This window comes from Flavobacterium sp. UBA7682 (genome assembly GCF_002482945.1).
GTDB lineage: Bacteria > Bacteroidota > Bacteroidia > Flavobacteriales > Flavobacteriaceae > Flavobacterium.
This window is the reverse complement of record NZ_DLGY01000042.1, coordinates 77897-104642: the sequence shown is the minus strand read 5'-3', so window position 1 is coordinate 104642 and position 26746 is coordinate 77897. Positions and strand designations below refer to the sequence as shown.

Here is a 26746-nt window from a genome sequence, read left to right as displayed (position 1 = left end):
TTCGGTAAAAGGAGTACACCAACGCGAATTAAAAGAAGAAATCAATCCCGATATTATCCTAGGGAATACCTACCATTTATACCTTCGCCCGCAAACCGAAATTCTTGAAAAAGCCGGTGGTTTGCACAAGTTCATGAACTGGGATAGGAATATTTTAACCGATAGCGGTGGTTACCAGGTGTATTCACTTTCCGCCAACAGAAAAATTAAGGAAGAAGGCGTAAAATTCAAATCGCATATCGATGGTTCGTATCACGTGTTTACTCCTGAAAATGTGATGGAAATCCAACGTACCATTGGTGCCGATATCATTATGGCTTTTGATGAATGTACGCCATATCCATGTGATTACAGATACGCACAACGCTCGATGCACATGACACACCGTTGGTTAGACCGTTGTATCAATCATTTGGAAAAATTGCCTTTTAAATACGGCTACGAACAAACATTTTTTCCAATAGTTCAAGGAAGTACTTATAAGGATTTACGCCAACAATCAGCAGAATATATTGCCAATGCCGGTGCACAAGGAAATGCCATCGGTGGTTTGTCTGTTGGCGAGCCTGCCGAAGAAATGTATGCAATGACCGAAGTCGTAACCGCTATATTACCCCAAGACAAACCAAGGTATTTAATGGGTGTTGGAACGCCAATTAATATTTTGGAAAACATCGCTTTAGGGATTGATATGTTCGATTGTGTGATGCCAACACGTAACGCTCGTAACGGAATGTTATTTACGGCTCATGGTTCTATCAATATTAAGAATAAAAAATGGGAAGCCGATTTTTCTCCGGTAGATGAAATGGGACATACTTTTGTTGATACCGAATATACAAAGGCTTATTTACGTCATTTGTTCGCTGCCAATGAATATCTTGGAAAGCAAATTGCAACCATACACAACTTAGGTTTCTATATGTGGTTGGTTCGTGAAGCCAGAAAACATATCTTAGCCGGAGATTTCAGAACTTGGAAAGACATGATGGTAAAACAAATGAGCCAAAGGCTTTAAAGTTGTAGGTTCTAAGTTGTAGGTTCTTGGTTAAAAGAACAGCAACTTACAACATACAACTCACAACATATAACTATGCTAAAAATAATTGACAAATACATCCTAAAACGTTACTTAGTCACATTCTCCGTGATGTTGCTAATGTTTATTCCTATCGGAATTGTGATTGATGTTTCGGAGAAAGTCAACAGAATGATTGAAAACAAAGTGCCTTTCAAAGAAATTGCTTGGTACTATCTTGACTTCACGATTTATTTTGCCAATTTATTATTTCCTATATTTTTATTTCTTTCGGTGATTTGGTTTACCTCAAAATTGGCCAACAACACCGAGATTATTGCCATCTTAAGCTCTGGGATTTCTTTTTCTCGATTTTTGCGCCCTTATATAGTCGGTGCTACTATCATATCCATATTTGCACTGATTATGAGTATTTTTTTAGTGCCAAGTGCCAGTGCCGGATTTAAGAATTTCAGGTATAAATACTTAATTGGTAACGGACGCAATGAGGTTCGAGACAATTCAGATGTGTTTCGCCAAATAAGCAAAGACGAATATCTTTTTGTGACTAATTTCAATGACTTGTCTAAAATGGCATTCAACTTTTCTCTGGAGAAATTTGAAGGAGACAAATTAAAATACAAATTGGTCGCCAACAGAATCAAGTGGAATCCAAAAACCAAAAACTATACCTTGTTCAATTACAGTAAAAGAAAAGTAGGTGAATTTGGCGATATCATTGAAAGAGGCGAAAAAAAGGATACCGTTTTTAACTTTGATTTAGAAGATTTAACACCGGTGGTTTACATAGCGGAAACGTTACCGCTAAATGAATTGCACAAGTTCATCGACAAAGAAAAAGCCCGTGGTTCGTCAAATATTAACACCTATATGGTAGTGCTTTACAAAAAGTACAGTATTCCGGTTTCCGCTTTTATTTTAACCATTATTGCGGTAGCAGTTTCGGCCATGAAACGACGTGGCGGAATGGGAGCCAATTTGGCTATCGGAATTGTATTGGCTTTTGCTTTTGTCTTCTTAGATAAAGTCTTTGGGGTTTTGGCTGAAAAATCAACAGCACCACCAATGTTGGCGGTTTGGACACCCAATATTGTTTTCGGACTCTTAGCGATTTATCTTTTAAGAAATGCCAAACGATAATCTAAAAAGCTATTTAAATCTTCACTTGATTGTATTCATTTGGGGATTTACAGCCATACTTGGTGCCTTAATTACCCTTGATGCTTTGCCTTTGGTTTGGTTCCGAATGCTTTTTGCTGTTGGCTTTATTGCCATTTATATTTACTACAAAAAGTTGCCGTTAAAAGTACCGATGAAGATTTTGATGCAGTTCCTTTTTTCGGGATTGATTATTGCTTTGCACTGGTTTACCTTTTTTCATGCGATTAAAATCTCCAATGTTTCCATTACTTTGGCTTGTCTTTCCACCGGCGCTTTATTTGCTTCTGTACTCGAACCGATTTTATATGGTAAAAAGATAGTTTGGTACGAATTGCTATCCGGACTTGTTGCGATAATAGGATTGTATTTCGTCGCTATTTCCGCGGATACCGGAACAGAGGGATTACTTAAAGCCATATTTAATGGTGGAAATAAATACCTATTTGGAATCGGATTTGCTTTGATTTCTGCCTTCCTTTCTGCCTTATTTGCAGTAATAAACAGTAGATTAGTCAAATCTTATGATGCCACCGTGATTTCCTTTTATGAACTCAGTGGTGGCGTAGTGTTTTTCTCTTTTCTCTTGTTATTTTTTGGCAGTTTCAAACCTGAATTCTTTCAACTTTCCGCTAAAGATTTAATGTACTTATTGATATTGAGTTCGGTTTGTACCGCTTATGCTTTTATTGCTTCAACCGCAGTAATGAAGTTTTTAAGTCCGTATACAGTAATGCTGACTATCAATTTGGAACCTATTTACGGAATTATTTTAGCCGTATTAATCTTCGAAGAAAAAGAAAAAATGAGTTTCGAATTTTATATCGGAGCCGCTATTATTTTATTAACCGTAATTTTAAATGCTATTCTAAAAAGTAGAAAGTCGTCATTAAATAAAGGTTAGTCAAAGGTTAATTTTTGTTTAAAACTAATCCGGCAGAATTGCTTTTTATCACAATTTAAAATTTTATATTTGCTATTCGATTAAACAAAACAAACAACCCTATGGAATATTTGGATTTTGAACTTCCTATCAAGGAATTAGAAGATCAACTCGATAAATGTCAAATCATCGGTGCCGAATCCAATGTTGATGTCACCGCTACTTGTAAACAAATTGAAAAAAAGTTAGAGGAAACCAAAAGGAAAATCTACAAAAATTTAACCGCTTGGCAACGTGTACAATTATCACGTCATCCTAACAGACCTTATACTTTAGAGCATATTACTAATTTAACCAAAGGCACTTTCTTAGAAATGTTTGGCGACAGAAATTTCAAAGATGACAAAGCCATGGTTGGTGGTTTAGGCAAAATTGACGGTCAATCTTTCATGTTAATTGGACAACAAAAAGGAATCAATACTAAAATGCGTCAGTTGCGTAATTTCGGTATGGCTAGTCCTGAAGGATATCGTAAAGCGTTGCGTTTGATGAAAATGGCGGAAAAATTTAATCTTCCTGTAGTAACCCTTATTGACACTCCGGGAGCATTCCCAGGATTGGAAGCTGAAGAACGCGGACAAGGAGAAGCGATTGCCAGAAATATTTTGGAAATGGTGCGTTTAAAAGTGCCGATTATTTGTGTAATTATTGGAGAAGGTGCTTCAGGTGGCGCTCTAGGAATAGGCGTTGGTGACCGAGTATTGATGATGGAAAACACTTGGTATTCTGTTATTTCTCCTGAATCTTGTTCATCTATTTTATGGAAAAGCTGGGAATATAAAGAACAAGCAGCCGAAGCCTTGAAACTGACTTCAACCGACATGAAAAAGATGAAACTAGTTGATGATGTGATTCCGGAACCATTAGGTGGTGCTCATTACGATAAAGAAACTACATTTAAAACTGTTGAACAATATATCATGAAAGCGTTTAACGAATTGAAAGATTTATCAACAGAAGAATTAGTGTCTCAAAGGATGGACAAATACAGCAAGATGGGCGAATACAAGGAATAAATTCTCACAAAATATATCTTAATCCGGAGCCCAATGGTTTCGGATTTTTTTTTGGTTGTTAACAAAAAACACAAACTTATAAACATTGGCTTTGAATAACTCAATCCCTAAAATTTGGCTAAAATTGCTACTTTCGTTTCATGGAAAATCTCAGAAATATTAACCCTATCAAAGTAGATAAAACTACCATCATCAACTTAGAAAAAGGAAAACTCCCGCCACAAGCGATGGATTTGGAAGAAGCGGTGTTGGGCGCGATGATGATTGATAAAAAAGGTGTCGATGAGGTAATTGATATTCTCCAACCCGATGCTTTTTACAAAGACGCTCACAAACACATTTTTGAAGCGATTTTTCAGTTATTCACAGATTCTCAACCCATTGACTTATTAACAGTTTCGGCTCAATTAAAAAAAAGTGCGAAGTTGGATTTAGCCGGTGGCGATTTTTACTTAATCCAGCTAACGCAAAAGATATCGTCTTCCGCACACATTGAATTCCACTCGAGAATTATTCTTCAGAAATACATCCAACGAAGCTTAATCAAAATTTCTTCGGAAATCATCGAAGAATCTTATGATGAATCAACCGATGTATTCGATTTGTTAGACAAAGCCGAATCCAAATTATACGAAGTTACCCAAGGGAATATCAAGCGAAGCTCAGAAACTGCCCAAAGTTTGGTAATCCAAGCCAAGAAAAGAATCGAAGAAATCGCTAATAAAGAAGGTTTGAGCGGAATCGCAACCGGTTTTGAAAAACTGGACAAAGTGACTTCCGGTTGGCAACCATCCGATTTGATTATCATCGCGGCTCGTCCGGGTATGGGTAAAACCGCCTTTGTATTGTCGATGGCGAGAAACATAGCCATTGATTTCGGTCATCCGGTAGCTTTGTTCTCATTAGAGATGTCATCGGTACAGTTAATCACCCGTTTGATTTCCTCAGAAACCGGTCTGTCTTCGGAAAAACTAAGAACCGGAAAACTGGAAAAACACGAATGGGAGCAATTGTCTACCAAAGTAAAAGATTTAGAAAAAGCACCTTTGTATATTGACGATACGCCATCGCTTTCTATCTTCGATTTAAGAGCCAAAGCAAGACGTCTGTCGTCACAACACGGCATCAAGATGATTATAGTCGATTACCTTCAATTGATGACTGCAGGCGGAAGTAATGGTAAAGGCGGCGGAAACCGTGAACAGGAAATCTCAACCATTTCGAGAAACTTAAAAGCTCTTGCCAAGGAATTAGAAGTTCCGGTAATTGCGTTATCACAGTTGTCCCGTGCCGTGGAAACTCGTGGCTCGAGTAAAAGACCTTTATTGTCCGACTTACGTGAATCCGGTGCGATTGAGCAAGATGCCGATATCGTATCGTTTATCTATCGTCCGGAATACTATAAAATTGACGAATGGGATGATGACGAACAATCGCCAACTGCCGGTCAGGCCGAATTTATTATCGCAAAACACCGTAACGGTTCGTTGGAAAATATCAGACTGAAATTCATTGGAAACCTTGGTAAGTTCGATAACTTAGAAGAATATGGCGGCGGATTTGACGATTTGCCTTCGAAAATGAACCACGATGACAATCCGTTTATGACGAAGAATTTACCATCACCCAACGAAGCTTTCGGTAGCAATATCAACCGAAACGATGACGACAGCGACGTTCCATTCTAAAAATATTAATCCCGAGTAATCGGGATTTTTTTTATGTTTTTCTTCACAGTAATTCTGTTATCTTTGAATTTAAATATGGCTACAAATGTTTAAAAAGTCACTCTATATATTTCTAATACTGATTTCCTTTTCTGTAAAGGCGAATTTCTTATTGTTACCAATGGATGAAGTATCACAGAAAAACCACTTAAAAGCCTACGGAATTACTTATTGGGCTTTAGACAAGCAATACAAAGCGAGTTGGTTACTGAACTACCGCGGTGGTTCATTTTTGTTACCCGATGTGGCTGAAATTCGCAAAGAATGTCAAATCCGAGGCGTAAGTTTTGAAGTGGTATCCGATGGAGAAATGCAGAATATTTTAGCCGAAATCGCGAGTCCGTCGCAGAATATGGAAACCGTTGTTTTAGAAAAAGCCCCAAAGATTGCGGTTTATTCGCCACCGGGAAAACAACCTTGGGACGATGCGGTAACGATGGTGTTGACTTATGCCGAGATTCCGTTTAAAGTAGTTTATGATGAAGAAGTGCTTAGTGACCAATTAATTTTATACGATTGGTTGCACTTGCACCACGAAGATTTTACCGGACAATATGGTAAGTTTTATGGAGCGTACCGAAACGCACCTTGGTATATCGAACAAAAGAAATCCGCTGAAGCTTTGGCGGGCAAATTAGGGTTCCCAAAAGTGTCTCAGGCCAAATTAGGAGTAGCCAAAAAAATACGTGACTTTGTAATCGGAGGCGGTTTTATGTTTGCGATGTGTTCGGCAACAGATAGTTTTGATATTGCACTTTCTGCCGAAGGTGTTGATATTTGTGAACCCATGTTTGACGGCGACAACAGCGATGCTAATTACCAATCGCAAATAGATTATAGCAAAACTTTTGCCTTTAAGAATTTTATTTTAGATAGAAAGCCGGAACACTATGAGTTCTCGGATATTGATATGACCGAGAAACGTCGTATTCCTTTTGAAAAAGACTATTTTACTTTAATGGAATTTTCAGCCAAATGGGATGTGATTCCGAGTATGTTGTGCCAAAATCATACCCAATTGGTCAAAGGTTTTATGGGACAAACAACAGCATTTGACAGCAATTTGATTAAATCCAATGTGTTGACTTTAGGTAAAAACGAATTGAACGACGAAGCGCGTTATATCCACGGTCAAAAAGGAAAAGGATTTTTCACCTTCTATGGCGGTCATGATCCGGAAGATTACCAACATCGAGTAGGTGATGAGCCAACAGTGCTAGACTTACATCCAACATCCCCGGGATTTCGTTTGATTTTGAATAATGTTTTATTTCCGGCGGCGAGAAAGAAACCACAGAAAACTTAACGGTTTTAATTTTCAAATAAAACTATAAAAAAACCGAAAGTTTACTTTCGGTTTTTTTTATATATGTGTTCTAAAATCTGGGTTCTGCTATTTATTATTCTCAATCACGTAGTTTAAAACCTTTTGTATCAAATGCACGCGGTCTTTACCGGTTACATTGTGTTTGTGCATTGGATAAGGGAAATAATCGATTTGTTTTCCGGCTTCTACGAACTTTTTCACCAAAGACAAATTGTGTTGTTCTACTACTACATCATCGTTTGTTCCGTGAATTAAAAGCAGTTTGCCTTTTAGGTTTTTTACGTAATTGTATACGGTAGTTTCTTCAAAACCTTTAGGGTTTTCAGTTGGTGTGTCCATATAACGTTCGCCGTACATGGCTTCATACCATTTCCAGTCGATTACCGGTCCGCCGGCAACGCCTACTTTAAAGGTATCGGCTTTACGCAACATCAAAGAAGTGGTCATGAATCCGCCGTAACTCCAACCGTGAACCGCCAAGCGATTTCCGTCAACAAAAGGAAGCGATTTTAAATAATCGACACCTTTCAATTGGTCATCCATTTCGTTTACACCTAAATTTCCATGAATGATGCTTTCAAAAGCAAAACCTCTGTTGTCCGAACCGCGATTGTCAACCGTGAAAACCAAATAACCTTGTTCTGCCATCCAATACATCCACAAATTGGCACCATCTAAAAACGAATTGGTAATCATTTGCGCATGTGGTCCGCCGTAAACGTAGACTAATACCGGGTATTTTTTGGTTGGATCAAAGTTACTCGGCTTAATCAAACGTGTGTATAAATCGGTTGTTCCGTCAGCTGATTTGATGGTTTTGATTTCGGCTGTTCCGATTTCGTAACCATCGTATTTGTTTTTGCTCACCAAAAGTGTTTTGGCTTTCAAACTTTTGTCATACAACAATGATTTTGAGGGCGTATCGTGGTTTGAAAATTCATCAAAAAACCAATTGCCATCGCTGCTCGGAATTACATTGTGAATACCTTGGTCTTTGGTGATTAAAGTTTGTTTGCCTTTTAAATCGACTTTGTAAGCCAACATGTTTGTTGGATTTGGTCCGGTCGCTTTGAAATAAATTTCGGTTCCGGCAGTATTGGTGCCAATGATATCGCGCACGACGAATTGGTTATTGGTCAATTGTTTGATTAATTTTCCTTCGATAGCGTAGTAGTACAGATTAGGGAAACCGTCTTTTTCGCTGAACCAAACAAAGTTATTGGATTTCGAATTCGGGAAAAAAGCATCGTGTTCCGGTTCAACCCAACGAGGATTTTTTTCGTTTAAAATGGTTCTGATAAAAGCGCCTGTGTTGGCATCATACAGATTCAGATTCATATCATTTTGTCCGCGATTCAATTCGGCAATCAAAACGTATTTTTCATCGGGTGTCCAAGACAAGTTGGTCAAATAGTCATCTTGATTGCCTCTTGGCGTAATGAAAACAGTTTTTTGAGTAGTCAAATTGTAAATTCCAACTCTAGGTTTCTCGCTTTTTTGACCAATCATTGGGTATTTGATGTTGACTAATTTTCCCGGTGTTTCGTTTATATCTAATAAAGGATAATCGGCTACTTCGGTTTCGTCTTTTTGGTAGAAAGCTAAAAATGATGCTTTTGGTGACCAAAAAATACCATTGCTAATGCCAAATTCATTACGAGCAATAAATTGTCCGGATACGATTCCTTTATTGCTTTCGTTGGTTACCGTAACTTTTTCTCCTTTATTGTTCAAGAAGTACAGATTATTTCCTTCTGTAAAAGCCAAGTTCACTTTATTGCTGTCGAAAGTATTGTTTTCAGCAGTTTCAGGTGCTTGAAGGATTAATTTGCCGGTTTTTGTGGTTAGGTTGTAACTGTAATATTTACCATTTTCTGTTATCAAGAAGTTGTTGGTGTCAACCCATTGTAAACCAAAGAAGTTTCTCAATTTGGTTCCCAATGCGGTATTCAAGTCAGCCAAAGTAACTAGTTCTGTTGCTGTATCATTAGCAGCAGATGCCGTTTTCATTTTGGTCCAAGCATCGGTGTAGAATACATATCTATTGGTATTTGGAATCCATTGATAACCGGTTAAGCCGTCAGCTCTGAAAGCGCGACCTTGTTGTAAAACAGCTTCTTCGAGTGTGATTTTCTTAAGTTGACCTACAGCAGTTGTGGCTACAAAGCATAGTAAAGCCACCCATATTTTATTGTTCATAAGGTTGAAATTTAGCGCCGTAAATGTATAAAAAAAGGACAATCTATTTTGTTAAAATTATCCATTGCTTATAATATCAGTGACAATTTTTAAATGGTGATTGGTGTGCAGTTTCAGGAACCAAATAGTGGTCTTTAAGTTCAAATCTCCAAAAAACGGATGCGTGAAATAACTGTTGGGATGAAGTTTTTCCAAATCGGCAATACCTTTTCGGGCTTGTTCCAATTTGGCTTTTAATGCTTCCGCTGTGGCAACGTCAACAGGACTAACAGATTTTGGTACTTTTACTTTGCCTCTTGGAATCTTATTGGTGATTTGGATATAGGTTCGAATCCATTTGAATTTCCATTTGTAATTTTCAGGATTGGAGCTTTTTATTTGTGTTACAACACTATTAATTACGATCAAACTATGATCTAATTGCCAACCAATACAAGATTGAGAAACAGAAGGATTTACCTTTTCGAGATTGGGAATGTGGCTTTCGATTTGATTTAAGAGCTTGTGGAGTTGGTTCATTGCTTTGTGGTTTGAAAAAATCCCAAAAACCTGCTGGAATTTGGGATTTATTATTTGGAATTTTAATTTCTAAATATTACCATCTTCATTTTCTTTGTCCAAATATTCCTGAACGATGTCAATGGCGTTGGTTACTACATCGCTCAAAGCGGTAATGAAAGTTCCTTCTTGTGCACTGTTTATAGCGTGTTTGATGGCTTCAACTTCTTTGGCTATGATTTCGTGTGTTACGGTTCTTCCTGAAGCGTTAATACCTTCCATAATTAGTCCGATAATTTCTTCTTCTGTTCGGCCGCGTAAGTATTTTTCTTGGCGAATGATGATGTGGTCAAACATGCGAGCGGCAATGGTAGCACATTCTCTGATGTCTTCGTCACGGCGATCTCCAACACCGGCTATGATTCCGATTTTTTTGGTCGCATCTACGGAAGTTAAAAACTCTTCCACACCTCTATATCCCGAAGGGTTGTGTGCAAAGTCAATCAAAACTTTGAATTTTTTAAAATCAAAAATATTCATACGACCCGGAGTTTGCGCCGCACTTGGAATAAACGTTTGCAATGACAAACTAATATCTTCTGTTTTAAATCCTTGTAAATAGGCAGCTAAAGTGGCAGCAAGAGCATTGGCAATCATGAATTTGGCTTTTCCGCCTAGAGTCAACGGAACGTGAGTGGCGCGTTCGACTCTGATTTTCCATTCACCTTTTTTGATGGTGATGTATCCGTTTTCGTATACCGCTACTGTCTTTCCTTCTTTTGCAAATTGTTGTACTTTTGGGTTGTTTTCGTCCATACTGAAATAGGCGATGTTACAACTCAATTCGTTGGCTATTTTCAAGCATTGCTCGTCTTCCGCGTTTAGAATTGCCCAACCGTCTTTTTTGACAGCGCGAACAACCGTTGCTTTTACGCGTGCCAAATCGTCTAAAGTATGAATGTCGGCCAAACCTAAATGGTCTTCCTGTATGTTGGTAATAATGGCAATATCACAACGGCTGAAACCTAAACCGGAACGTAAAATTCCACCGCGAGCGGTTTCCAATACGGCAAATTCGACCGTTGGATCTTTTAAAATATATTCGGCAGAAAGTGGTCCGGTCGTGTCGCCTTTCTCCATCATGTGGTTTTGGACATAAATGCCGTCGGAAGTCGTGAAACCAACTTTGTAGCCGTTATTTTTCACTATATGTGCCAATAATCGGGTAGTGGTGGTTTTACCATTAGTTCCGGTTACGGCTATAATCGGAATGCGACTTGGTTTTCCCGGTGGATACAACATGTCGATTACCGGAGCAGCAACGTTTCTCGGTAAACCTTCGCTTGGTGCTAAGTGCATGCGGAAACCCGGAGCCGCATTGACTTCCAAGATACAACCGCCATTGTCTTTCAACGGTTGGGTTAAATTTTCAGCCATGATATCAACACCGCAAATGTCTAATCCGATTACTCTTGAAATGCGTTCGCAAAGGAAGATATTTTCGGGATGCATCATATCGGTTACGTCGATGGAAGTTCCTCCTGTACTGAGATTGGCAGTCGATTTTAGATAAACGATTTCTCCATTCTTTGGCACAGAATCAACGGTATAGTTTAGTTTTTCCAGTAAGTCTAACGTATCTCTGTCGACGTCGATTTGGGTTAAAACATTTTCGTGTCCGTAACCGCGTCTCGGGTCTTTATTAGTTTCTTCAATTAATTGTTGAATAGTATCTTTTCCGTTTCCAACTACGTGAGCCGGTTCTCTTTTGGCGGCAGCGACCAATTTATTGTCAATCACCAAAACCCTAAAGTCAAAACCTGTGATAAATTTTTCTACAATTACCCTGCGGCTGTATTTTTGAGCGTAAGCCAAACCTGAAACAGCATCTTCCCAAGTTACCACATTAATAGAAGCGCCTTTTCCGTGGTTTCCGTCTAAGGGTTTGATTACGATGGGGTAGCCGATTTTTTTAATGGTAGTTTCTAAATCTACTTCGTCTACGCAAATTCCGCCATTCGCTACAGGAATTGAAGCTAAGTCGAGCATGCGTTTCGTCTGTTCTTTATTACATGCGATATCTACTGCAATGCTGCTCGTTTTGCAAGTGATTGTGGCTTGGAAACGCATTTGGTTTACACCGTAACCCAATTGTACTAAGGAGTTAGTTCCTAATCTTATCCAAGGAATATCTCTGGCTACGGCTTCGTCTACGATACTTCCGGTTGAAGGTCCGAGACGCACTTGTTCGCGAATTTCACGCATTTTTTGGATATCGGCTTCTACGTCGTAATCGGTTCCGGCTATTAAAGCTTCGGCTATGGCTACGGAACTTTCGGCGGCGAACATGCCAACATTTTCTTCAGTGTAACTAAACACAACATTGTATATTCCGGGTGTTTTAGTTTCTCTGGTTCTTCCGAAACCGGTTTCCATTCCGGCTAAGGTTTGAATTTCTAAAGCGATGTGTTCAATCACGTGTCCCATCCAAGTACCACGTTCGATTCTGGAGAAAAATCCACCACGCGTTCCTTCTGAACAACGGTGTTCAATCATGGTAGGAAACATGGCTTCAATGCGTTCGCGAAAACCTTCGATTTTATTTGTTGGAAATTGTTCCATTTCCTCTAAATCCAATCGCATTTGGATTAATTTTTTGCGTTGTACACTCCAGATATTAGGTCCGCGTAATGCTTGTACTTTTAGAATCTTCATGATTAGGAATAATTTGTAATGTTAATAGGTAATGATTTTGTTAAAAATAGGAAATATTTGTTTTTGGTTGCTACTTTTTTTGCAGAAAAGCTAAAAAGATAGCATTATCCTGAAATTTTATTTTTTGGAGTGTTGATTTTCAGGTTTTTAAAGTGAATGATGCAAAAGGCAAATCCTGATTAGCCCCGATTGTAATGGAAATCATCCCGATTTATCGGGATATTGTAATGCAAAGCGGGAATAAGGACAACAAGAAAGCGCTGACCTTTATGCTTCTGAAATAAAATCGGCTATTTTTTGGTACAAATCCTTGTCGTGCATGCTGTGACCTAGGCCTTGGGTTTCGATGTAAGTCGAATTTTTCCAATTGGAGGCGTACATTCTGCCTTCCTCTACGAGGATGACTTTGTCGTGAATGTCGTGAGCGATGATGGCTTTTTGCGGGAAGTTTTTGGCGAACAGATGTCCGGCAAATTCATTAATGTGGATGTTGAATTTTTCCTGATAATGTTTCTCCAAAAGGTTTTTCATTTTGTTGTTCAGGCTCAAAATGTCCACAAAGTTGTCGCTTAATTTTTTGAAACTTGATGGAGCGCCAAGTAATACGATTTTCTCGATGTGGTCGTTGGGATATTTGTGCAAATAATAAGTAATCGCTGCGCCGCCAATCGAGTGACCGATAAGGGTTTTTGGGTTGTATTTTTGAGACAAAACGTGAATGAATTCGGCGTATCTCGGTGCATTGAATTCTTTTCCGGAACTCAATCCGTGACCGGGCGCATCGATGGCGATGATGGTTTTGCCTAAGGGTTTGAGGTGATTTAGTAATTTTTTCCAACGAGACGCATTGCTTTCCCAGCCGTGAAGTAACAAAATAATGTCTTCGGAGCCTTGCCAAAGGTAGGTTTGAAAATCTTCGCCGTCGTAATGCAAAGTTTCCTGTTGGGCGTTTTGCAATGTTTTAGGAAGTTTGCCGTTTTTTATTTTTCCTTTTCTGGGTTGGCTGAAAATTTCGTAGGCGATTTGTTTGGCCTTTTCCGGACGGAAATAGCTGATTAGGTTGATGTATAAGCCAACCGATTTTGTAATGAGAAAGTATTGTATTTTCTTCATAAAAAAATCCCGAGCGAGTCGGGATTAATTATTATAGGTGAGCAAATAATTTTTGCATTTTTTCTCTTTCCTCGTCTGCTAAAGAAGCATCAACTAAGATTCTTCCTGAGTGCTCATCGGTGATGATTTTTTTGCGAGCCGCAATTTCTACTTGGGTTTGAGGTGGAATCGTAAAGAACGAACCTGCCGAGGCACCACGCTCAATAGACACTACGGCCAAACCGTTGCGAACGCTTGAACGAATTCTTTTGTAAGCAGCCAATAATCTTTCTTCGATTTGGGCTTCATACTCAGCTGATTTTTCCATTAAGAAGCTTTCTTCTTTTTGGGTTTCCGCCATGATGTCGTTCAACTCTGCTTTTTTGTGTTTTAAGTGAGAAGATTTTTGGTCTAATTTTTCTTTAGAGTTAGAAATCACTTCTTTTTTGTGATCAATAGAAGCTTTCAATTCTTTGATTTGTTTTTCCGCCAATTGGATTTCCAATTCTTGGAATTCTACTTCTTTAGTTAAAGAATTGAATTCTCTGTTGTTGCGAACATTTTTTTGTTGTTCGGTGTATTTTTTGATAGCCGCCTGATGCTCTTCGATGGCACTTTTTTTAGTTTTGATTTGCTCTTCGATTGCAACCAAATCGCTTTTTAGTTTGTCTAAACGAGTGCTTAAGCCAGTAACTTCATCTTCTAAATCTTCCACTTCTAAAGGTAATTCTCCTCTAACGTTTCTGATTTCATCAATTCTGGTATCTATGATTTGCAGGTCGTAGATAGCTCTTAATTTGTCTTCAACACTTAGTTCTTTTGTAGTCGCCATATTTTATAAGTACTTAACTGGATTTGTATTTTCTTCCGAAAAAATGATTGCAAAATTAAGGATTTTTTTCTTAAGAAAATCAACAATATAATTTTTTGTAAATCTTTCGCTTTCAAAGTGTCCGATATCGGCTAAAACCAATTGATTTTCAGCTTCATAAAAGTTGTGGTACTTCAAATCGGCCGTCAGAAAAATATCAGCTCCGGCTTGTTTGGCATTGCTGATAGCAAAACTTCCCGAACCACCAAGTACGGCTACTTTTTTAATTGGTTTTCCCAACAATGCGCTATGTCGAATGCCGCCACATTGCATTTTATCTTTAACGAAAGCTAAGAAGTCAGGTTCACTCATTGGTTTTTCAAGTTCACCTATCATACCGAGACCAATGTTTTGGTGGTGATTTTGCAATTCGTAGATTTCATAAGCCACTTCTTCGTAAACGTGATTGGAGAATAAGGCTTTTAATACTTTGGATTGCAGATGTTTTTCAAAAGTGACTTCGATTTTGATTTCTTCGTTTTCCACAAATTCGAAGCGATTACCGATTTCAGGATTGCTGTCTTCATTGCCCATGTAAGTTCCGATGCCTTTTGAATTGAAGCTACAATCTTCGTAGTTGCCTATTTTTCCGGCACCAGCGTCGAATAGCGCGTTGCGTAAAGTTTCAACATTTTCAGGAATGGTATAAGTGATGAGTTTTTGAATGAAATTCTTTTTGGCCACTAAAATTTTGGTTTGGGTCAACCCCAAAGCATCACAAAATATTTTATTCACACCGTGTTTGTGGTTGTCCAAAGCCGTGTGAACCGCATAAATCGCAATATCATTTTTAATGGCTTTGAGTACGGCGCGTTCCACATAATTTTTGCCTATAATTTTCTTCAAACCTGAGAAGATAATTGGATGGAAGCAAACGACCAAGTTGCATTTTTTAGCAATGGCTTCATCGATTACGCTTTCTAAGGCATCATGACAAACCAAAATTCCGGTGGCTACAGTATTGGCATCACCAACCAGTAAACCAACATTGTCAAAGTCTTCGGCATAAGCCAAAGGTGCCATTTCTTCTAAAGTATTGAGTATTTCTTTAATCTTCATAATTTTGTTTTTCTAACTAAACACTGCCAACTGTCCCGAAGCTTCGGGACTGAACAGTAATTAAGTTGCCCATTCGTTTAAGTATTCTTTAATAATCCATTCGCCATTTACTTTTTCGAGTAATAAAAATCGGCCACTGTTGTGTTCGATAGTTCTGTAAAAGGCTACTTTGACTAAGGCAAATTGGTTTTTAGCAAAGTAAATCGGTTTGTTGACAATGAGCAAGCGTTGGTTATTTTCACTGTGTTTCTTTGAAATTTCTTGAAATTCATCCAAAGACAAACATGCATTGACTTTGCTTTTTAAATATTGGTGTTGGTTGTCAAACAGCAGGTTGTATTCCTTTGACCAATCTTCATTTATGCCAATGATAATCTGTTTTTTGATTTCGGTTGCATTCTTTTTCAGTAAATCGTTTTTCGAGATGACTTCCAGTACTTCTTCGTTATTCGGTGCTTTGCCACAATAAAAACTTAAAAGTTGTAATCTGCCTTTGGCGATGACTTTTTCATTTTTATAGTATTTGGTAAAAATGATTTTAAGAATAGCCGTGTTGTCGGCTTCCTGAGAAAAAGTCAAGGGCGAGATGAACAGAAAGCCTAAAAGAAAATGCAGGTTGAGTAGTTTCATTAGTTATTGGAACTGTAAAATTTTCATTCAAAGATAAAAAATCGTTACTTTCGTGCTATGATTTTGTTGCGAAAATTACTTTTCCCTTTGGCCATTCTGTATGGCTTTATCACTTCTATTCGAAATTATCTTTACGATAAAGGTATACTAAAATCGTATTCTTTCGACATTCCGGTCATTGCTGTTGGAAATCTCAGTGTTGGCGGCACCGGAAAAACGCCTCAGATTGAATATTTGATTCGGTTGCTTTCTCCTAAATATAAAGTGGCAACTTTAAGTCGCGGTTACAAAAGAAAATCGGAAGGTTTTATTTTGGCTGATGCCAATGCTACTGCGGAAATTCTCGGTGACGAACCGTTTCAATATTACAAAAAATTTCCGCAGATACAAGTCGCAGTCGATGCCGACAGGCATAACGGTATCACTCAATTATTGGCTCAAAGCGAAAAGCCGGAAGTTATTTTACTTGATGACGCTTTTCAACACCGAAAAGTAAAAGCCGGGTTTTATATTCTCTTGACGGCTTATGATGAGTTGTTTTGTGACGATTTTATGTTGCCAACAGGAAATCTTCGCGAGAGTAGAAACGGTGCTAAGAGAGCCAATATGATAATTGTCACCAAATGTCCGCCGAATATTACTGAAATTGCGCAGGAAAAAATTAAGAGAAAGATAGGTTTGGATTTACCAATTTTTTTCAGCTATGTTGAATATGATGATAAGGTTTACAACTCAAATGTAAGTTTAGCTGTTACTGAAGTCAAATTGCAAGAAAAATTATTGTTAGCCGGAATTGCTAAGCCAAAGCCTTTCTTTAATCATTTACAATCTGAAAATGATGTTGTTATGACTTTTTCTGATCACCATCATTTTACAGAAAGCGATATTTTAAACATAAAAAGTCAAGCTGTGGATAAAATTATCGTCACAACCGAAAAGGATTTTGTACGTTTGGAGGCTGATATTTTCGCAGCGCAATTATATTATTTACCAATTAAAAGTCAGCTGATAAACAACAGCGATACTTTTGACCAAATTATTTTAAACTATGTGGGAACTTGTACAAGAAACTGTTAATTATATTAAAGATAAAACCAATTTTACTCCGGAATACGGCGTAATTTTAGGCTCCGGATTGGGCAGTTTTACGGATGATATCAAAGTCGAATTTACTTTGCCTTATAATGAAATACCTAATTTTCCGGTATCAACCGTTGAAGGTCACAAAGGCGCTTTGGTTTTTGGAACCATAGGCGATAAAAAAGTGGTGGCAATGCAAGGAAGATTTCATTATTATGAAGGTTATTCGATGCAGGAAGTTACTTTTCCGGTAAGAGTGATGAAATATATAGGTGTAACAAAACTGATTGTTTCTAATGCTTCCGGCGGTGTGAATCCAAATTATAAAGTAGGAACCATCGCTATTATTACCGATCATGTGAATATGATGCCGGAACATCCGCTAAGAGGGAAAAACGATTCCCGTTTTGGACCGCGTTTTGTGAACATGAACGAGCCATATAGTCCAAAAATGATTGCCAAAGTTAAAGAAATCGCCAAAGCTTCGAATATTGAAGTACAAGACGGAGTTTATATGGGATTGCAAGGACCAACCTTTGAAACCTTGCATGAATACAAAATGGTCAAAGTGATTGGTGCAGATTGTGTCGGAATGTCGACTGTTCCTGAAGTTATCGTTGCGCGTCACATGGAATTAGAGACATTTGGGATTTCGGTGATTACTGATATTGGCAGTGAAGAGCATTTGGAAAACATTACCCATGAAGAAGTTTTGAAAGCGGCTAATGAGGCTGAACCTAAAGTAAGACAGTTGATTAAGGAACTGATTTTGCAGTATTAAATCAAATTCAGCGCAATTACTCGGTAGAAATTTTCAGGCTCGAAAGGCTTCGTAATGACATCAGTCATTCCGAAAGACAAGAGCATTTCTCGGTTTTCGTTTAACGAAATTGCGGTTAAAGCGATGATTGGTATTTGGGTTTCAAACTCACGGATGTGTTGCGTGGCAATTGTTCCGTTGATTCCCGGTAAGTGGACATCCATCAGTACTAAATCAAAATCATTTTTGGCTCGCATGACATTAATGGCTTCTTCACCGTTGTCGACGATTTTACATTTCATGCGTTTGTTTTCGAGCATTTTTTTGGTTACCATTTGGTTGATTTTGTTGTCTTCTACAACCAAAATATTTTTACCGACTAAAATATCATCAGAATAAAGAAGTGGTTTTTCGACTTGAATTTCTTGATTTCCGTTGAGTAAATTAAGTTCGAAGGCGAATGAAGTTCCTACGCCAACTTCACTTTTCAGCCCGATTTCGCCACCTAATAAATCAACCAGTTTTTTTACAATAGTCAGGCCTAAACCGGTGCCGCCATATTTTCGGTTGATTTCGATAGAACCTTGGGAAAAACTGTCAAAAATGGTTTCTTGCTTTTCTTCCGGTATTCCGATTCCTGTATCGCGTATCTCAAAATTAATTCGGGAAAAATCACTGCCTTGATCAATCAATTTAGCAATCACATTTACTTCTCCGTTTTGGGTAAATTTCAAAGCATTATTGATTAAATTGATAAATATTTGAGATAATTTTGTTGGGTCACCAAGTAAAATTTCGGGGATGTTTTGGTCAATTTCTAAAGTGAATTTGTTGTTGTTTTTAGAAGCGATTTCATTCATCGAATTTTGAATGTTGGTCAGCAATTGCTTCAGGTTAAAATGAATATATTCAATTTCTATATTACTCGAATCAATTCGGTTGATTTCCAAAATTTCATTGATGAAAGTCATTAAATAATTCCCTGAAAACTTTAAGGAATTGAGGTAATGTAATTGGGTTTGCTTCGGATTTTCTTCAATCAGCAAATGTGTGATCCCATTAATTGCGTTCAAAGGAGTCCTTAATTCGTGACTTACGGTAGAAAGAAATTCGGCTCTGGCTTTAGACGCTTTTTCGGCTTTCTCTTTGGCCATTTGTAGTTCGATATTTTTTTCTTGCAGCAGTTCGTTTGATTTGCTTCGAATGATATTGTTTTTATATAAAGACAAACTTAAAAGCGATAAGATAGAGATTAAGGCGATTGCTAAAATGCTAATCAATTTTACAAACTTATTGGTTTTTTGTTGGGCTTCATTTTCTTTCGTCATTTGCTCAACGGCTTTCATTCGCTCACTTTCTTTGAACTCTTGGTAATCGTTGGCGTCTAATTTTTGGTTGCTTAAAAAAGAAAGGCTGTCTTTTATTACAAGATGCTCTTTTAAATAGTCATGAGACTTTTTTAGATTTAATAATTTTTCATTGGTTCTGCTTAGTGACAATAAAATAGCTGCTTTTTGGTCTAAATTGGTATCTCTGGCATTCAGAACCAGCGCTCGGTTTAGATAGTTAACTGCAAGATTGTTATGGTTTAAGCTTTCTTCAATAGTGCCCATTTGGTACAAAGCTTCAGCTTTTGATTTATAAATATCTTCAAGATCGGATTTTGAAATAATTTCATTAAATAATTTAGAAGCCAATTCGGTTTTACCTTTGTTTTTATATAAAATTCCTTTTTGAAGTTTCAAAGGTTCGGAAGCATCTATTTTTAAAAGATTATAAATAGCTTGTGCTTTGTTGAAGTTGAGTTCAGCTTTGGTAAAATCATCCAAATTCATGTAGCACATTCCCATATTGTAATAGCAAATTGCTTGTTGGCTTGTTGGTGGAATTGAACTTAATAAAGCTGCGCACTTTGAAAAAATTTCAACAGCATCACCATATTTTTTTAGTTCGAAATAAGTAGAGCCTAAAGAGTACCAAGCATCAGATTTTTGTTGGGTATTACCTTTAAATTTGGCATAATTAATCGCTTTTTGAGAGAAATAGAGCGAAGATTTGTAGTTGTTGATTTTTTTATTAAAATCGGCTAATTCTATGTAATAAGCCGTACTGTCTGTAGGTATTGCGACTTTTCTTTGACTAAAGCCAAGTGTTTGAAATAGTAATATAAACAATAACCATCTCATAGATTTCCGGGTTTAGAAAGGATTTAGATGTATAAATGTAACGAAATTATTTTTCCAACAAAATAATCAGGTCAATTATTCGTGAAGAATAACCTATTTCGTTGTCATACCAACCTACAACTTTGACCATTTTACCAATGACAGAAGTAAGTTGCGCATCAAACAAACAAGAGTTTTGGTTGCCCAATATGTCTACGGAAACGATTGGATCTTCTGTATAAGCGAGAATTCCCTTTAAGTTAGTAGCCGCTGCATTTTTGAAAGCCCAATTGATTTCTTCAATACTCACTTGTTTTTTGACATAACAAGTAATATCAGTTAGTGAACCATCAGGAACCGGAACACGAATACCGCTACCACCGATTTTGCCTTCCATTTCCGGGAAAATTTTGGTTAAGGCTTTGGCTGCACCGGTTGTGGTTGGTACAATTGACTGGCTTGCCCCACGAGCGCGACGCAAATCTTTATGCGGTTGATCGTGAAGACTTTGGTCAGTAGTGTAGGAGTGAACCGTTGTAATATAGGCTTGTTCAATACCGCATAATTCATTGATGACTTTAATCATCGGCGCAGCATTGTTGGTCGTGCAACTCGCATTGGAAACAATGAGTTCTGTCCCATCAAGAATATTTTCGTTGACGCCAAGAACTACGGTTTTAATTTCGGGCACTTCACTTGGTGCGGAAAGGATTACTCTTTTGGCACCGACCGATATATGTTGGTTGATTTCATCGAAAGTTTTGTATTTGCCGGTACTTTCTACTACAAAATCGATGTTCTCCCATTGGAGCTTACTGATTTCTCTTTCGTGGAAAAAAGTGTAATGTTTTCCGCCAACAATTATCGATTGCTCATCAAAAGAAACGTCATAAGGCAAAACCCCGTGAATGCTGTCGTATTTGATTAAATGCGCCATCGTTCGATTGTCGGCGATATCATTAATGGCAACAACTTCAATACTAGGATGGTTTAAAAGTAATCGGAATAAGTTGCGTCCTATTCTTCCAAAACCGTTGATGGCAATTTTTGTCATAAGTCTTAAAGTCTTAACGTCTTAAAGTGTTAAAGTCAATTTTTATGTCTTTCGACTTTTGACTTTACGATTTTCGACTATAGTATATGTTTTTCAGCGTGATAAGAAGAACGTACCAAAGCACCGCTTTCCACATGACGGAATCCCATTTCCTTTCCGATTTTTTCGTATTTCTCGAATTGTTCGGGTCTGATGAATTCTTTTACGGGCAAGTGTTTTTTGCTCGGTTGCAAATATTGTCCGATAGTTACGATATCTACATCATTGTCGCGCAAGTCTTGCATGGTTTGGATTACTTCTTCTTCAGTTTCGCCTAAGCCAAGCATGATACCCGATTTGGTTCTTTTGATTCCTTGTTGTTTTAAGTATTTCAACACGGCCAAACTTCGGTCATATTTTGCCTGAATTCTAACTTCACGAGTCAATCGGCGTACTGTTTCTACATTATGCGAAACTACTTCCGGATTGGCTTCTACGATTCGGTCGATAATTCTTTCTACACCTTGGAAATCGGGAATTAAGGTTTCCAAAGTTGTTTCGGGATTCATTCTGCGAATGGCTTGTACAGTTTCGAACCAAATGATGGAACCCATATCTTTCAAATCATCGCGGTCAACGCTGGTAATTACGGCATGTTTGATTTTCATGATTTTAATGGAACGCGCTACTTTTTCAGGTTCGTCCCAATCTACCGTTTCCGGTCTTCCGGTTTTTACACCACAAAAACCACACGAACGCGTACAGATATTTCCCAAAATCATAAAGGTTGCTGTGCCTTCGCCCCAACATTCGCCCATATTTGGGCAACTGCCGGAAGTACAAATCGTGTTGAGTTTGTATTTGTCGACCAAACCGCGAAGTTCAGTGTATTTTTGACCGATAGGCAATTTTACTTTTAGCCATTTTGGTTTACCGACCGGTTGGTTGCTTTCGAGTACTGATTCCATAATTGCAATTTGCGAGATGCAAAGATACAAAGGTTGGATTTAGAATTTGGGATTTTGAATTCAGAAATTGTTGTTAAAAGCGAGTTTTTTTACTCCACAAAATCCATATGCTTGTTATGAGTTTCACTGATCGTTAAAGTAGCATAAATTCCCAAAGAAAAGGCAATCAAACCTATGATGGCTGCGGAAAAAATTACGGTATTGTTTTGTTTTAAATAATCGAAACCTACCAACATAATTGGCACTGTGCCACGAACCATATTCGGAACACTAGTGGTTGCGGTACTTCGCATATTGGTTCCGAATTGCTTTGCGGAAACCGTAACAAACATCGCCCAAAAGCCACAACCTAAACCAATCCAACCACAATAAAAGTAATACATGTTTTCGGTTTTATTACCACTAAAAAGGAGCAAAGCAACACCAACAAAAGTAAATAGCAACATGTATAGAATAGTTCTCTTTCGCGAATGCAATGCTTGTGAAATAAAACCACAAGAGAAATCACCAACAGAAGTTGAAATATAAGTCCACATAATGGCTTTTCCCGGATCGATGGATGTGATGCCCATTTCAGGGGCAAATTGATTGGCCATAAAAACTAAAATTCCAATGCAATACCAAATGGGAACACCAATCAAAATGCACTTTATGTATTTGACAAAAAGCTTTTTTTACCCAAAAAAAGCTAAAAAATCGCCTCTTTTAATCGAACTATTTTCTTTGACGATTTTAAACATACCACTTTCAGCCACACTAATTCTAAGTACGAGTAACATTAACCCTAATCCACCACCAATGAAATATGCGGTGGTCCAACTTCCGGCGAGTTCGACTGTAAATTGTGCTACAACAGCACCTAAAACACCAAAACCGGCTACTATAGAAGTTCCGATAGCACGTAATTCTTTGGGTAAAGTTTCGGAAACCAAAGTGATTCCGGCACCCAATTCTCCTGCCAAACCAATACCGGCAATGAATCGCAACCAAGCATAAATTACTCCTTTGTCAGCAAAATCCATTTGAGGTAAAAACCCACAGGCAATATTGGCTAAAGAATAAACGATTATGGAACCAAATAAAACAGAAAGCCTGCCTTTTTTATCTCCGAAGATACCCCAAATAATACCGCCTAAAACCAAACCGACCATTTGATAATTGAGAATCATGGTGCCAACTGTATCAGCTTCCAAACCCATGTCGTTCAAACTGGGAATTCGAACGATTCCAAATAACAATAAATCATAAATATCCACAAAATAGCCCAAAGAGGCAATGATAACAGGAAAACCGAATAAGTGTTTTAGTTTTTCCTGACGGGTAAATTGTTGCATTTGTTTGGTTTAGATAGTAGCAACCAAATATATAATTTTTTGGGTTTGTAGTGTTAATTTTTCTGTAATGAGGATTGGTTGTTAATCAGATGTTTTACATTTGTATATACAAATGTTGTAATAATGAAACGAAGCAGTTTTATAAAATTAACGATAGGAGGAACTACAATGATGGCACTAAACCCTTTATACAATTGGACAAAAGACTTAAGGGAAACGGATATTAAACTTCCGGTTTTGTTTATAGGTCACGGTTCACCCATGAACGGAATTGAGGACAATGAATTTTCAAGAACTTGGACGAAATACGGAAATGAAATTCCTCGACCAAAAGCGGTTTTAGTAGTTTCTGCGCATTGGTTGACCAAAGGAACACATATTACGGCTATGGAAAATCCACAAACCATTCACGATTTCGGAGGTTTTCCTCAAGCTTTATTTGAGGTGCAATACCCAGCAAAAGGCAATCCTGAATTGGCTATGGAAACTTCTAAATTAATTACCTCTACTCAGGTTGAACTCGACCACGATTGGGGTTTAGATCACGGTACTTGGACCGTTGTAAGGCATATGTATACTGATGCTGATATTCCGGTGTTGCAACTGAGTATTGATTACAGTAAACCACCACAATACCATTATGATTTAGCAAAAGAATTGACTTCATTACGAAAAAAAGGCGTTTTAATAATCGGCAGTGGTAATATGGTTCATAATTTGGGAATGGTCGCTTGGGATAAACTCAATGAATCTGAATTTGGTTATGATTGGGCTAATGAAATTAACCAAGTTTTCAAAGAGAAAATAACTTCAGGTGATGCGAAATCACTTATAGCTTATGAAAAATTAGGAAGTGCCGCCAAATTAGCTATACCAACACCCGATCATTATTATCCTTTATTGTATACTTTGGGATTACAGGATAAAACGGATGAAGTGAGTTTCTTTAATGACAAAGCTGTTGGTGGTTCGTTAACTATGACTTCGGTTAAATTCGGATAAAAGAATAGTTAATTTACAATCGTAATAATTTTTTGGTTTTCGGCATTAAACCACTTTTGTGCAGTAAAACAGAGATGGATTTTAATCGCAGATAGGAAACACTCATGTAAACAAATCCATCTTTGCCCGATTGATTTCCCCAAGAATTTTTGACTTTGTAATACACATTTCCCTTTTGGTCTTTGACTTTGCCCACAATATGCATCAAATGGTCGTCTTGCGTATTGTAATTTTCAAATTCCGCTTGGCGAAATTCAGGAGTAATCGTTTTCTCGGGTTTAATTTCGTCCAAAATGGCTGTAGCGTCTTCCGTTTTTTCGGGAATGGCTGCGATGCCTTTGAGACCGGAAAAGGTCGTCTCACTAACATCACTGTCAATCGCAAGTGTAAATCCTTTTTCAAGCGCATAATCAATATTTTGAACAAACTCATCTAAAGGCAAATTGTAAAAATAACCATTGGAAAAATTATCGGGTATGTTCAGAATAAATTTAGAATAAAAAGGTTCGTGAGTAAAAGAGGTAATAGTTACATAATCGTTTAGATCGATTTTGTAATGGGTTAAAAATGTTTTGGTGTTAATTGGATTTACATTTTCAGACTTGCTCATGTATTTGTCTAAGACAGCAATGTAATCAGCTTTCCAAGTTGGGTATTTTGCTGGCGTTTCTGCAACTGTTTTTTTAAGAATTTCTTCCAATTCTATAACCATTTTAGAATGGTCATATTTGTCTTCAGGGTTTAATTTGCCTAAAAAATCACTTTGCAAAACAATACCATATTTTCGAGCGCTATTGATTACATCATGATTTAATCCGCCTTCGCCAAATTGGGCTTTGCCTTGACGCATGACATAATTATCTGCTTTGTCCAAATAAATATTTCTCACATTGTACATTTCAGATAAGTCTGTTTTTATGCCTTTTGCACGAATGATTTCTGCTTCTAAAAAGGAAGTAGAAGAAAAGCTCCAACAAGTTCCGGTGTTTTGTTGGGTGATGACTGGAGTAACTTCAATGTTCGTAATAATTTGAAAATCATATTTTTGAGAAAATGTATTTAAACTAAAAAAAAAGGATAAAAAAAGGAGCAATGTTTTATTCATAAGAATCTGATTTGTGATGACGTTAAAGTCAAAAAATGATTTATTTTTACGCTAAAATAATAGTTTTAGTTTGCTAACGTTTATTTTTAACTAAAATATATGAATCCTATTAAACCAAATTTTAAATGAGCACAATCAATTGGATTACCGCCAAAGAATTTGAAGATATCACTTATAAAAAATGTGATGGTGTTGCCCGAATCGCGTTTAACCGACCAAATGTTCGTAACGCTTTCCGTCCAAAAACTACTAGCGAATTATACGACGCTTTTTACGACGCCATGGAAGATACTTCTATCGGAGTGGTTTTACTTTCCGGCGAAGGTCCGAGTACCAAAGATGGTGTTTGGTCCTTTTGTAGCGGCGGCGATCAAAAAGCGCGTGGTCATCAAGGTTACGTAGGCGAAGATGGTTATCACCGATTGAATATATTGGAAGTTCAGCGCTTGATTCGTTTTATGCCAAAAGTCGTAATTGCGGTTGTTCCGGGTTGGGCTGTTGGTGGCGGACACAGTTTGCACGTCGTTTGCGATTTGACATTGGCCAGTAAAGAACACGCCATTTTCAAACAAACCGATGCCGATGTAACAAGTTTTGACGGTGGTTACGGGTCGGCATATTTAGCCAAAATGGTTGGGCAAAAGAAAGCCCGTGAGATTTTCTTTTTAGGCCGAAATTATTCCGCACAAGAGGCGCATGATATGGGAATGGTAAATGCTGTAATTCCGCACGAAGAATTGGAAGACACCGCTTATCAATGGGCACAAGAAATATTGGAGAAATCTCCAACGTCGATTAAAATGTTGAAATTTGCTATGAATTTAACCGATGATGGCATGGTAGGCCAACAAGTTTTTGCCGGAGAAGCTACGCGTTTGGCTTATATGACAGACGAAGCGATTGAAGGAAGAAACGCCTTTTTGGAGAAAAGAAAACCGAATTTCGGAAAGAATAAATGGATTCCTTAAGATAAGTGTTCAATGTTCAGTATTTAGTGCTCAGTTTCCGACTTCTCGGGGATGACA

The 26746-nt window shown here is 37.7% G+C and carries 23 protein-coding genes; 10 read left to right on the top strand and 13 right to left on the bottom strand.

The annotated features are described in order from the left end of the window. From tgt to B3C16_RS12180, 6 genes are all read left to right on the top strand, one after another. Positions 1-1018 (top strand): tRNA guanosine(34) transglycosylase Tgt (gene tgt / locus B3C16_RS12205; protein ID WP_291132063.1); only part of this gene is annotated, 1018 nt, incomplete at its 5' end. A 75-nt stretch (positions 1019-1093) separates the two neighbouring features. Further along, positions 1094-2179, top strand: a complete 1086-nt coding sequence (locus B3C16_RS12200; protein ID WP_121313340.1) for an LptF/LptG family permease — start codon at positions 1094-1096, stop codon at positions 2177-2179. Beyond that, positions 2166-3101, top strand: a complete 936-nt coding sequence (locus B3C16_RS12195; protein WP_291132060.1) for a DMT family transporter — start codon at positions 2166-2168, stop codon at positions 3099-3101. The genes B3C16_RS12200 and B3C16_RS12195 overlap by 14 nt, the downstream gene beginning before the upstream one ends. A gap of 101 nt (positions 3102-3202) precedes the next feature. Then, positions 3203-4156, top strand: a complete 954-nt coding sequence (locus tag B3C16_RS12190; RefSeq protein ID WP_121313344.1) for an acetyl-CoA carboxylase carboxyltransferase subunit alpha — start codon at positions 3203-3205, stop codon at positions 4154-4156. A gap of 140 nt (positions 4157-4296) precedes the next feature. Beyond that, positions 4297-5844: a replicative DNA helicase gene (dnaB, locus tag B3C16_RS12185; protein WP_291132057.1), complete on the top strand. Its 1548-nt coding sequence runs from the start codon at positions 4297-4299 to the stop codon at positions 5842-5844. A gap of 85 nt (positions 5845-5929) precedes the next feature. Further along, positions 5930-7189: an asparagine synthetase B gene (locus B3C16_RS12180; RefSeq protein ID WP_291132054.1), complete on the top strand. Its 1260-nt coding sequence runs from the start codon at positions 5930-5932 to the stop codon at positions 7187-7189. Positions 7190-7276: 87 nt separating this feature from the next. Here the strand turns inward: B3C16_RS12180 and B3C16_RS12175 are convergent, their stop codons facing one another. The 7 genes from B3C16_RS12175 to B3C16_RS12145 all read right to left on the bottom strand — a co-directional run bounded on the left by B3C16_RS12175 (position 7277) and on the right by B3C16_RS12145 (position 16274). Continuing rightward, positions 7277-9409 carry a S9 family peptidase gene (locus B3C16_RS12175; RefSeq protein WP_291132052.1) on the bottom strand — a complete coding sequence of 711 codons (2133 nt, stop codon included), beginning with the start codon at positions 9407-9409 and terminating at the stop codon, positions 7277-7279. A 57-nt stretch (positions 9410-9466) separates the two neighbouring features. Beyond that, complete coding sequence (locus tag B3C16_RS12170; protein WP_291132050.1) at positions 9467-9928, bottom strand: DinB family protein; 462 nt, start codon at positions 9926-9928, stop codon at positions 9467-9469. Positions 9929-9997: 69 nt separating this feature from the next. Beyond that, entirely contained in the window at positions 9998-12622 is a 2625-nt protein-coding gene (gene cphA / locus B3C16_RS12165) for a cyanophycin synthetase (RefSeq protein WP_121313355.1), read from the bottom strand. Between the two features lie 267 nt (positions 12623-12889). Continuing rightward, entirely contained in the window at positions 12890-13735 is an 846-nt protein-coding gene (locus B3C16_RS12160; protein ID WP_121313357.1) for an alpha/beta hydrolase, read from the bottom strand. Between the two features lie 31 nt (positions 13736-13766). Continuing rightward, positions 13767-14546, bottom strand: a complete 780-nt coding sequence (locus tag B3C16_RS12155; RefSeq protein ID WP_121313359.1) for a zinc ribbon domain-containing protein — start codon at positions 14544-14546, stop codon at positions 13767-13769. Between the two features lie 3 nt (positions 14547-14549). Beyond that, positions 14550-15644 (bottom strand): Nif3-like dinuclear metal center hexameric protein, encoded by a 1095-nt coding sequence (locus B3C16_RS12150; protein ID WP_291132046.1) that lies wholly within the window; start codon positions 15642-15644, stop codon positions 14550-14552. Between the two features lie 60 nt (positions 15645-15704). Further along, positions 15705-16274: a hypothetical protein gene (locus tag B3C16_RS12145; RefSeq protein WP_121313363.1), complete on the bottom strand. Its 570-nt coding sequence runs from the start codon at positions 16272-16274 to the stop codon at positions 15705-15707. 57 nt (positions 16275-16331) lie between these two features. On the opposite strand from B3C16_RS12145, the gene lpxK reads away from it, so the two are divergent. Together lpxK and B3C16_RS12135 are read left to right on the top strand one after the other, a co-directional pair. Further along, positions 16332-17351 carry a tetraacyldisaccharide 4'-kinase gene (lpxK, locus tag B3C16_RS12140; protein ID WP_291132042.1) on the top strand — a complete coding sequence of 340 codons (1020 nt, stop codon included), beginning with the start codon at positions 16332-16334 and terminating at the stop codon, positions 17349-17351. Beyond that, a complete protein-coding gene (locus B3C16_RS12135; protein ID WP_291132020.1) occupies positions 17323-18135 on the top strand; it encodes a purine-nucleoside phosphorylase in 813 nt (270 codons plus the stop codon). Before lpxK ends, B3C16_RS12135 begins: the two co-directional genes overlap by 29 nt. Here the strand turns inward: B3C16_RS12135 and B3C16_RS12130 are convergent. From B3C16_RS12130 to B3C16_RS12110, 5 genes are all read right to left on the bottom strand, one after another. Further along, positions 18132-20300: a tetratricopeptide repeat-containing hybrid sensor histidine kinase/response regulator gene (locus tag B3C16_RS12130; RefSeq protein WP_291132018.1), complete on the bottom strand. Its 2169-nt coding sequence runs from the start codon at positions 20298-20300 to the stop codon at positions 18132-18134. The genes B3C16_RS12135 and B3C16_RS12130 overlap by 4 nt on opposite strands. Before the next feature lie 46 nt (positions 20301-20346). After that, the gene (gene gap, locus B3C16_RS12125) at positions 20347-21333 is read right to left on the bottom strand and encodes a type I glyceraldehyde-3-phosphate dehydrogenase (RefSeq protein WP_291132015.1); all 987 of its coding nucleotides are present in this window, start codon (positions 21331-21333) and stop codon (positions 20347-20349) included. A gap of 77 nt (positions 21334-21410) precedes the next feature. Next, a complete protein-coding gene (lipA, locus tag B3C16_RS12120) occupies positions 21411-22280 on the bottom strand; it encodes a lipoyl synthase (RefSeq protein WP_121313373.1) in 870 nt (289 codons plus the stop codon). Positions 22281-22369: 89 nt separating this feature from the next. Continuing rightward, positions 22370-22876 carry a hypothetical protein gene (locus B3C16_RS12115; RefSeq protein WP_291132012.1) on the bottom strand — a complete coding sequence of 169 codons (507 nt, stop codon included), beginning with the start codon at positions 22874-22876 and terminating at the stop codon, positions 22370-22372. 78 nt (positions 22877-22954) lie between these two features. Beyond that, positions 22955-23614 carry an MFS transporter gene (locus B3C16_RS12110; RefSeq protein ID WP_291132010.1) on the bottom strand — a complete coding sequence of 220 codons (660 nt, stop codon included), beginning with the start codon at positions 23612-23614 and terminating at the stop codon, positions 22955-22957. 123 nt (positions 23615-23737) lie between these two features. Here B3C16_RS12110 and ygiD point away from each other — a divergent pair, with 123 nt between their 5' ends. After that, positions 23738-24616 (top strand): 4,5-DOPA dioxygenase extradiol, encoded by an 879-nt coding sequence (gene ygiD, locus B3C16_RS12105; protein WP_414655265.1) that lies wholly within the window; start codon positions 23738-23740, stop codon positions 24614-24616. A 13-nt stretch (positions 24617-24629) separates the two neighbouring features. On the opposite strand, the gene B3C16_RS12100 is transcribed toward ygiD, so the two are convergent. After that, a complete protein-coding gene (locus B3C16_RS12100; protein WP_291132008.1) occupies positions 24630-25721 on the bottom strand; it encodes a C1 family peptidase in 1092 nt (363 codons plus the stop codon). A gap of 125 nt (positions 25722-25846) precedes the next feature. Between B3C16_RS12100 and B3C16_RS12095 the strand changes: the two genes are divergently transcribed. Further along, positions 25847-26689, top strand: a complete 843-nt coding sequence (locus B3C16_RS12095) for a 1,4-dihydroxy-2-naphthoyl-CoA synthase (protein WP_291132005.1) — start codon at positions 25847-25849, stop codon at positions 26687-26689. Positions 26690-26746: the final 57 nt, after the last annotated feature.

Coding starts and splice junctions, on each gene's coding strand:
- B3C16_RS12200 (WP_121313340.1), top strand. CDS start 1,094: ATGCTAAAAATAATTGACAAATACATCCTAAAACGTTACTTAGTCACA.
- B3C16_RS12195 (WP_291132060.1), top strand. CDS start 2,166: ATGCCAAACGATAATCTAAAAAGCTATTTAAATCTTCACTTGATTGTA.
- B3C16_RS12190 (WP_121313344.1), top strand. CDS start 3,203: ATGGAATATTTGGATTTTGAACTTCCTATCAAGGAATTAGAAGATCAA.
- dnaB (WP_291132057.1), top strand. CDS start 4,297: ATGGAAAATCTCAGAAATATTAACCCTATCAAAGTAGATAAAACTACC.
- B3C16_RS12180 (WP_291132054.1), top strand. CDS start 5,930: ATGTTTAAAAAGTCACTCTATATATTTCTAATACTGATTTCCTTTTCT.
- B3C16_RS12175 (WP_291132052.1), bottom strand. CDS start 9,409: ATGAACAATAAAATATGGGTGGCTTTACTATGCTTTGTAGCCACAACT.
- B3C16_RS12170 (WP_291132050.1), bottom strand. CDS start 9,928: ATGAACCAACTCCACAAGCTCTTAAATCAAATCGAAAGCCACATTCCC.
- cphA (WP_121313355.1), bottom strand. CDS start 12,622: ATGAAGATTCTAAAAGTACAAGCATTACGCGGACCTAATATCTGGAGT.
- B3C16_RS12160 (WP_121313357.1), bottom strand. CDS start 13,735: ATGAAGAAAATACAATACTTTCTCATTACAAAATCGGTTGGCTTATAC.
- B3C16_RS12155 (WP_121313359.1), bottom strand. CDS start 14,546: ATGGCGACTACAAAAGAACTAAGTGTTGAAGACAAATTAAGAGCTATC.
- B3C16_RS12150 (WP_291132046.1), bottom strand. CDS start 15,644: ATGAAGATTAAAGAAATACTCAATACTTTAGAAGAAATGGCACCTTTG.
- B3C16_RS12145 (WP_121313363.1), bottom strand. CDS start 16,274: ATGAAACTACTCAACCTGCATTTTCTTTTAGGCTTTCTGTTCATCTCG.
- lpxK (WP_291132042.1), top strand. CDS start 16,332: ATGATTTTGTTGCGAAAATTACTTTTCCCTTTGGCCATTCTGTATGGC.
- B3C16_RS12135 (WP_291132020.1), top strand. CDS start 17,323: ATGTGGGAACTTGTACAAGAAACTGTTAATTATATTAAAGATAAAACC.
- B3C16_RS12130 (WP_291132018.1), bottom strand. CDS start 20,300: ATGAGATGGTTATTGTTTATATTACTATTTCAAACACTTGGCTTTAGT.
- gap (WP_291132015.1), bottom strand. CDS start 21,333: ATGACAAAAATTGCCATCAACGGTTTTGGAAGAATAGGACGCAACTTA.
- lipA (WP_121313373.1), bottom strand. CDS start 22,280: ATGGAATCAGTACTCGAAAGCAACCAACCGGTCGGTAAACCAAAATGG.
- B3C16_RS12115 (WP_291132012.1), bottom strand. CDS start 22,876: ATGGCCAATCAATTTGCCCCTGAAATGGGCATCACATCCATCGATCCG.
- B3C16_RS12110 (WP_291132010.1), bottom strand. CDS start 23,614: ATGCAACAATTTACCCGTCAGGAAAAACTAAAACACTTATTCGGTTTT.
- ygiD (WP_414655265.1), top strand. CDS start 23,738: ATGAAACGAAGCAGTTTTATAAAATTAACGATAGGAGGAACTACAATG.
- B3C16_RS12100 (WP_291132008.1), bottom strand. CDS start 25,721: ATGAATAAAACATTGCTCCTTTTTTTATCCTTTTTTTTTAGTTTAAAT.
- B3C16_RS12095 (WP_291132005.1), top strand. CDS start 25,847: ATGAGCACAATCAATTGGATTACCGCCAAAGAATTTGAAGATATCACT.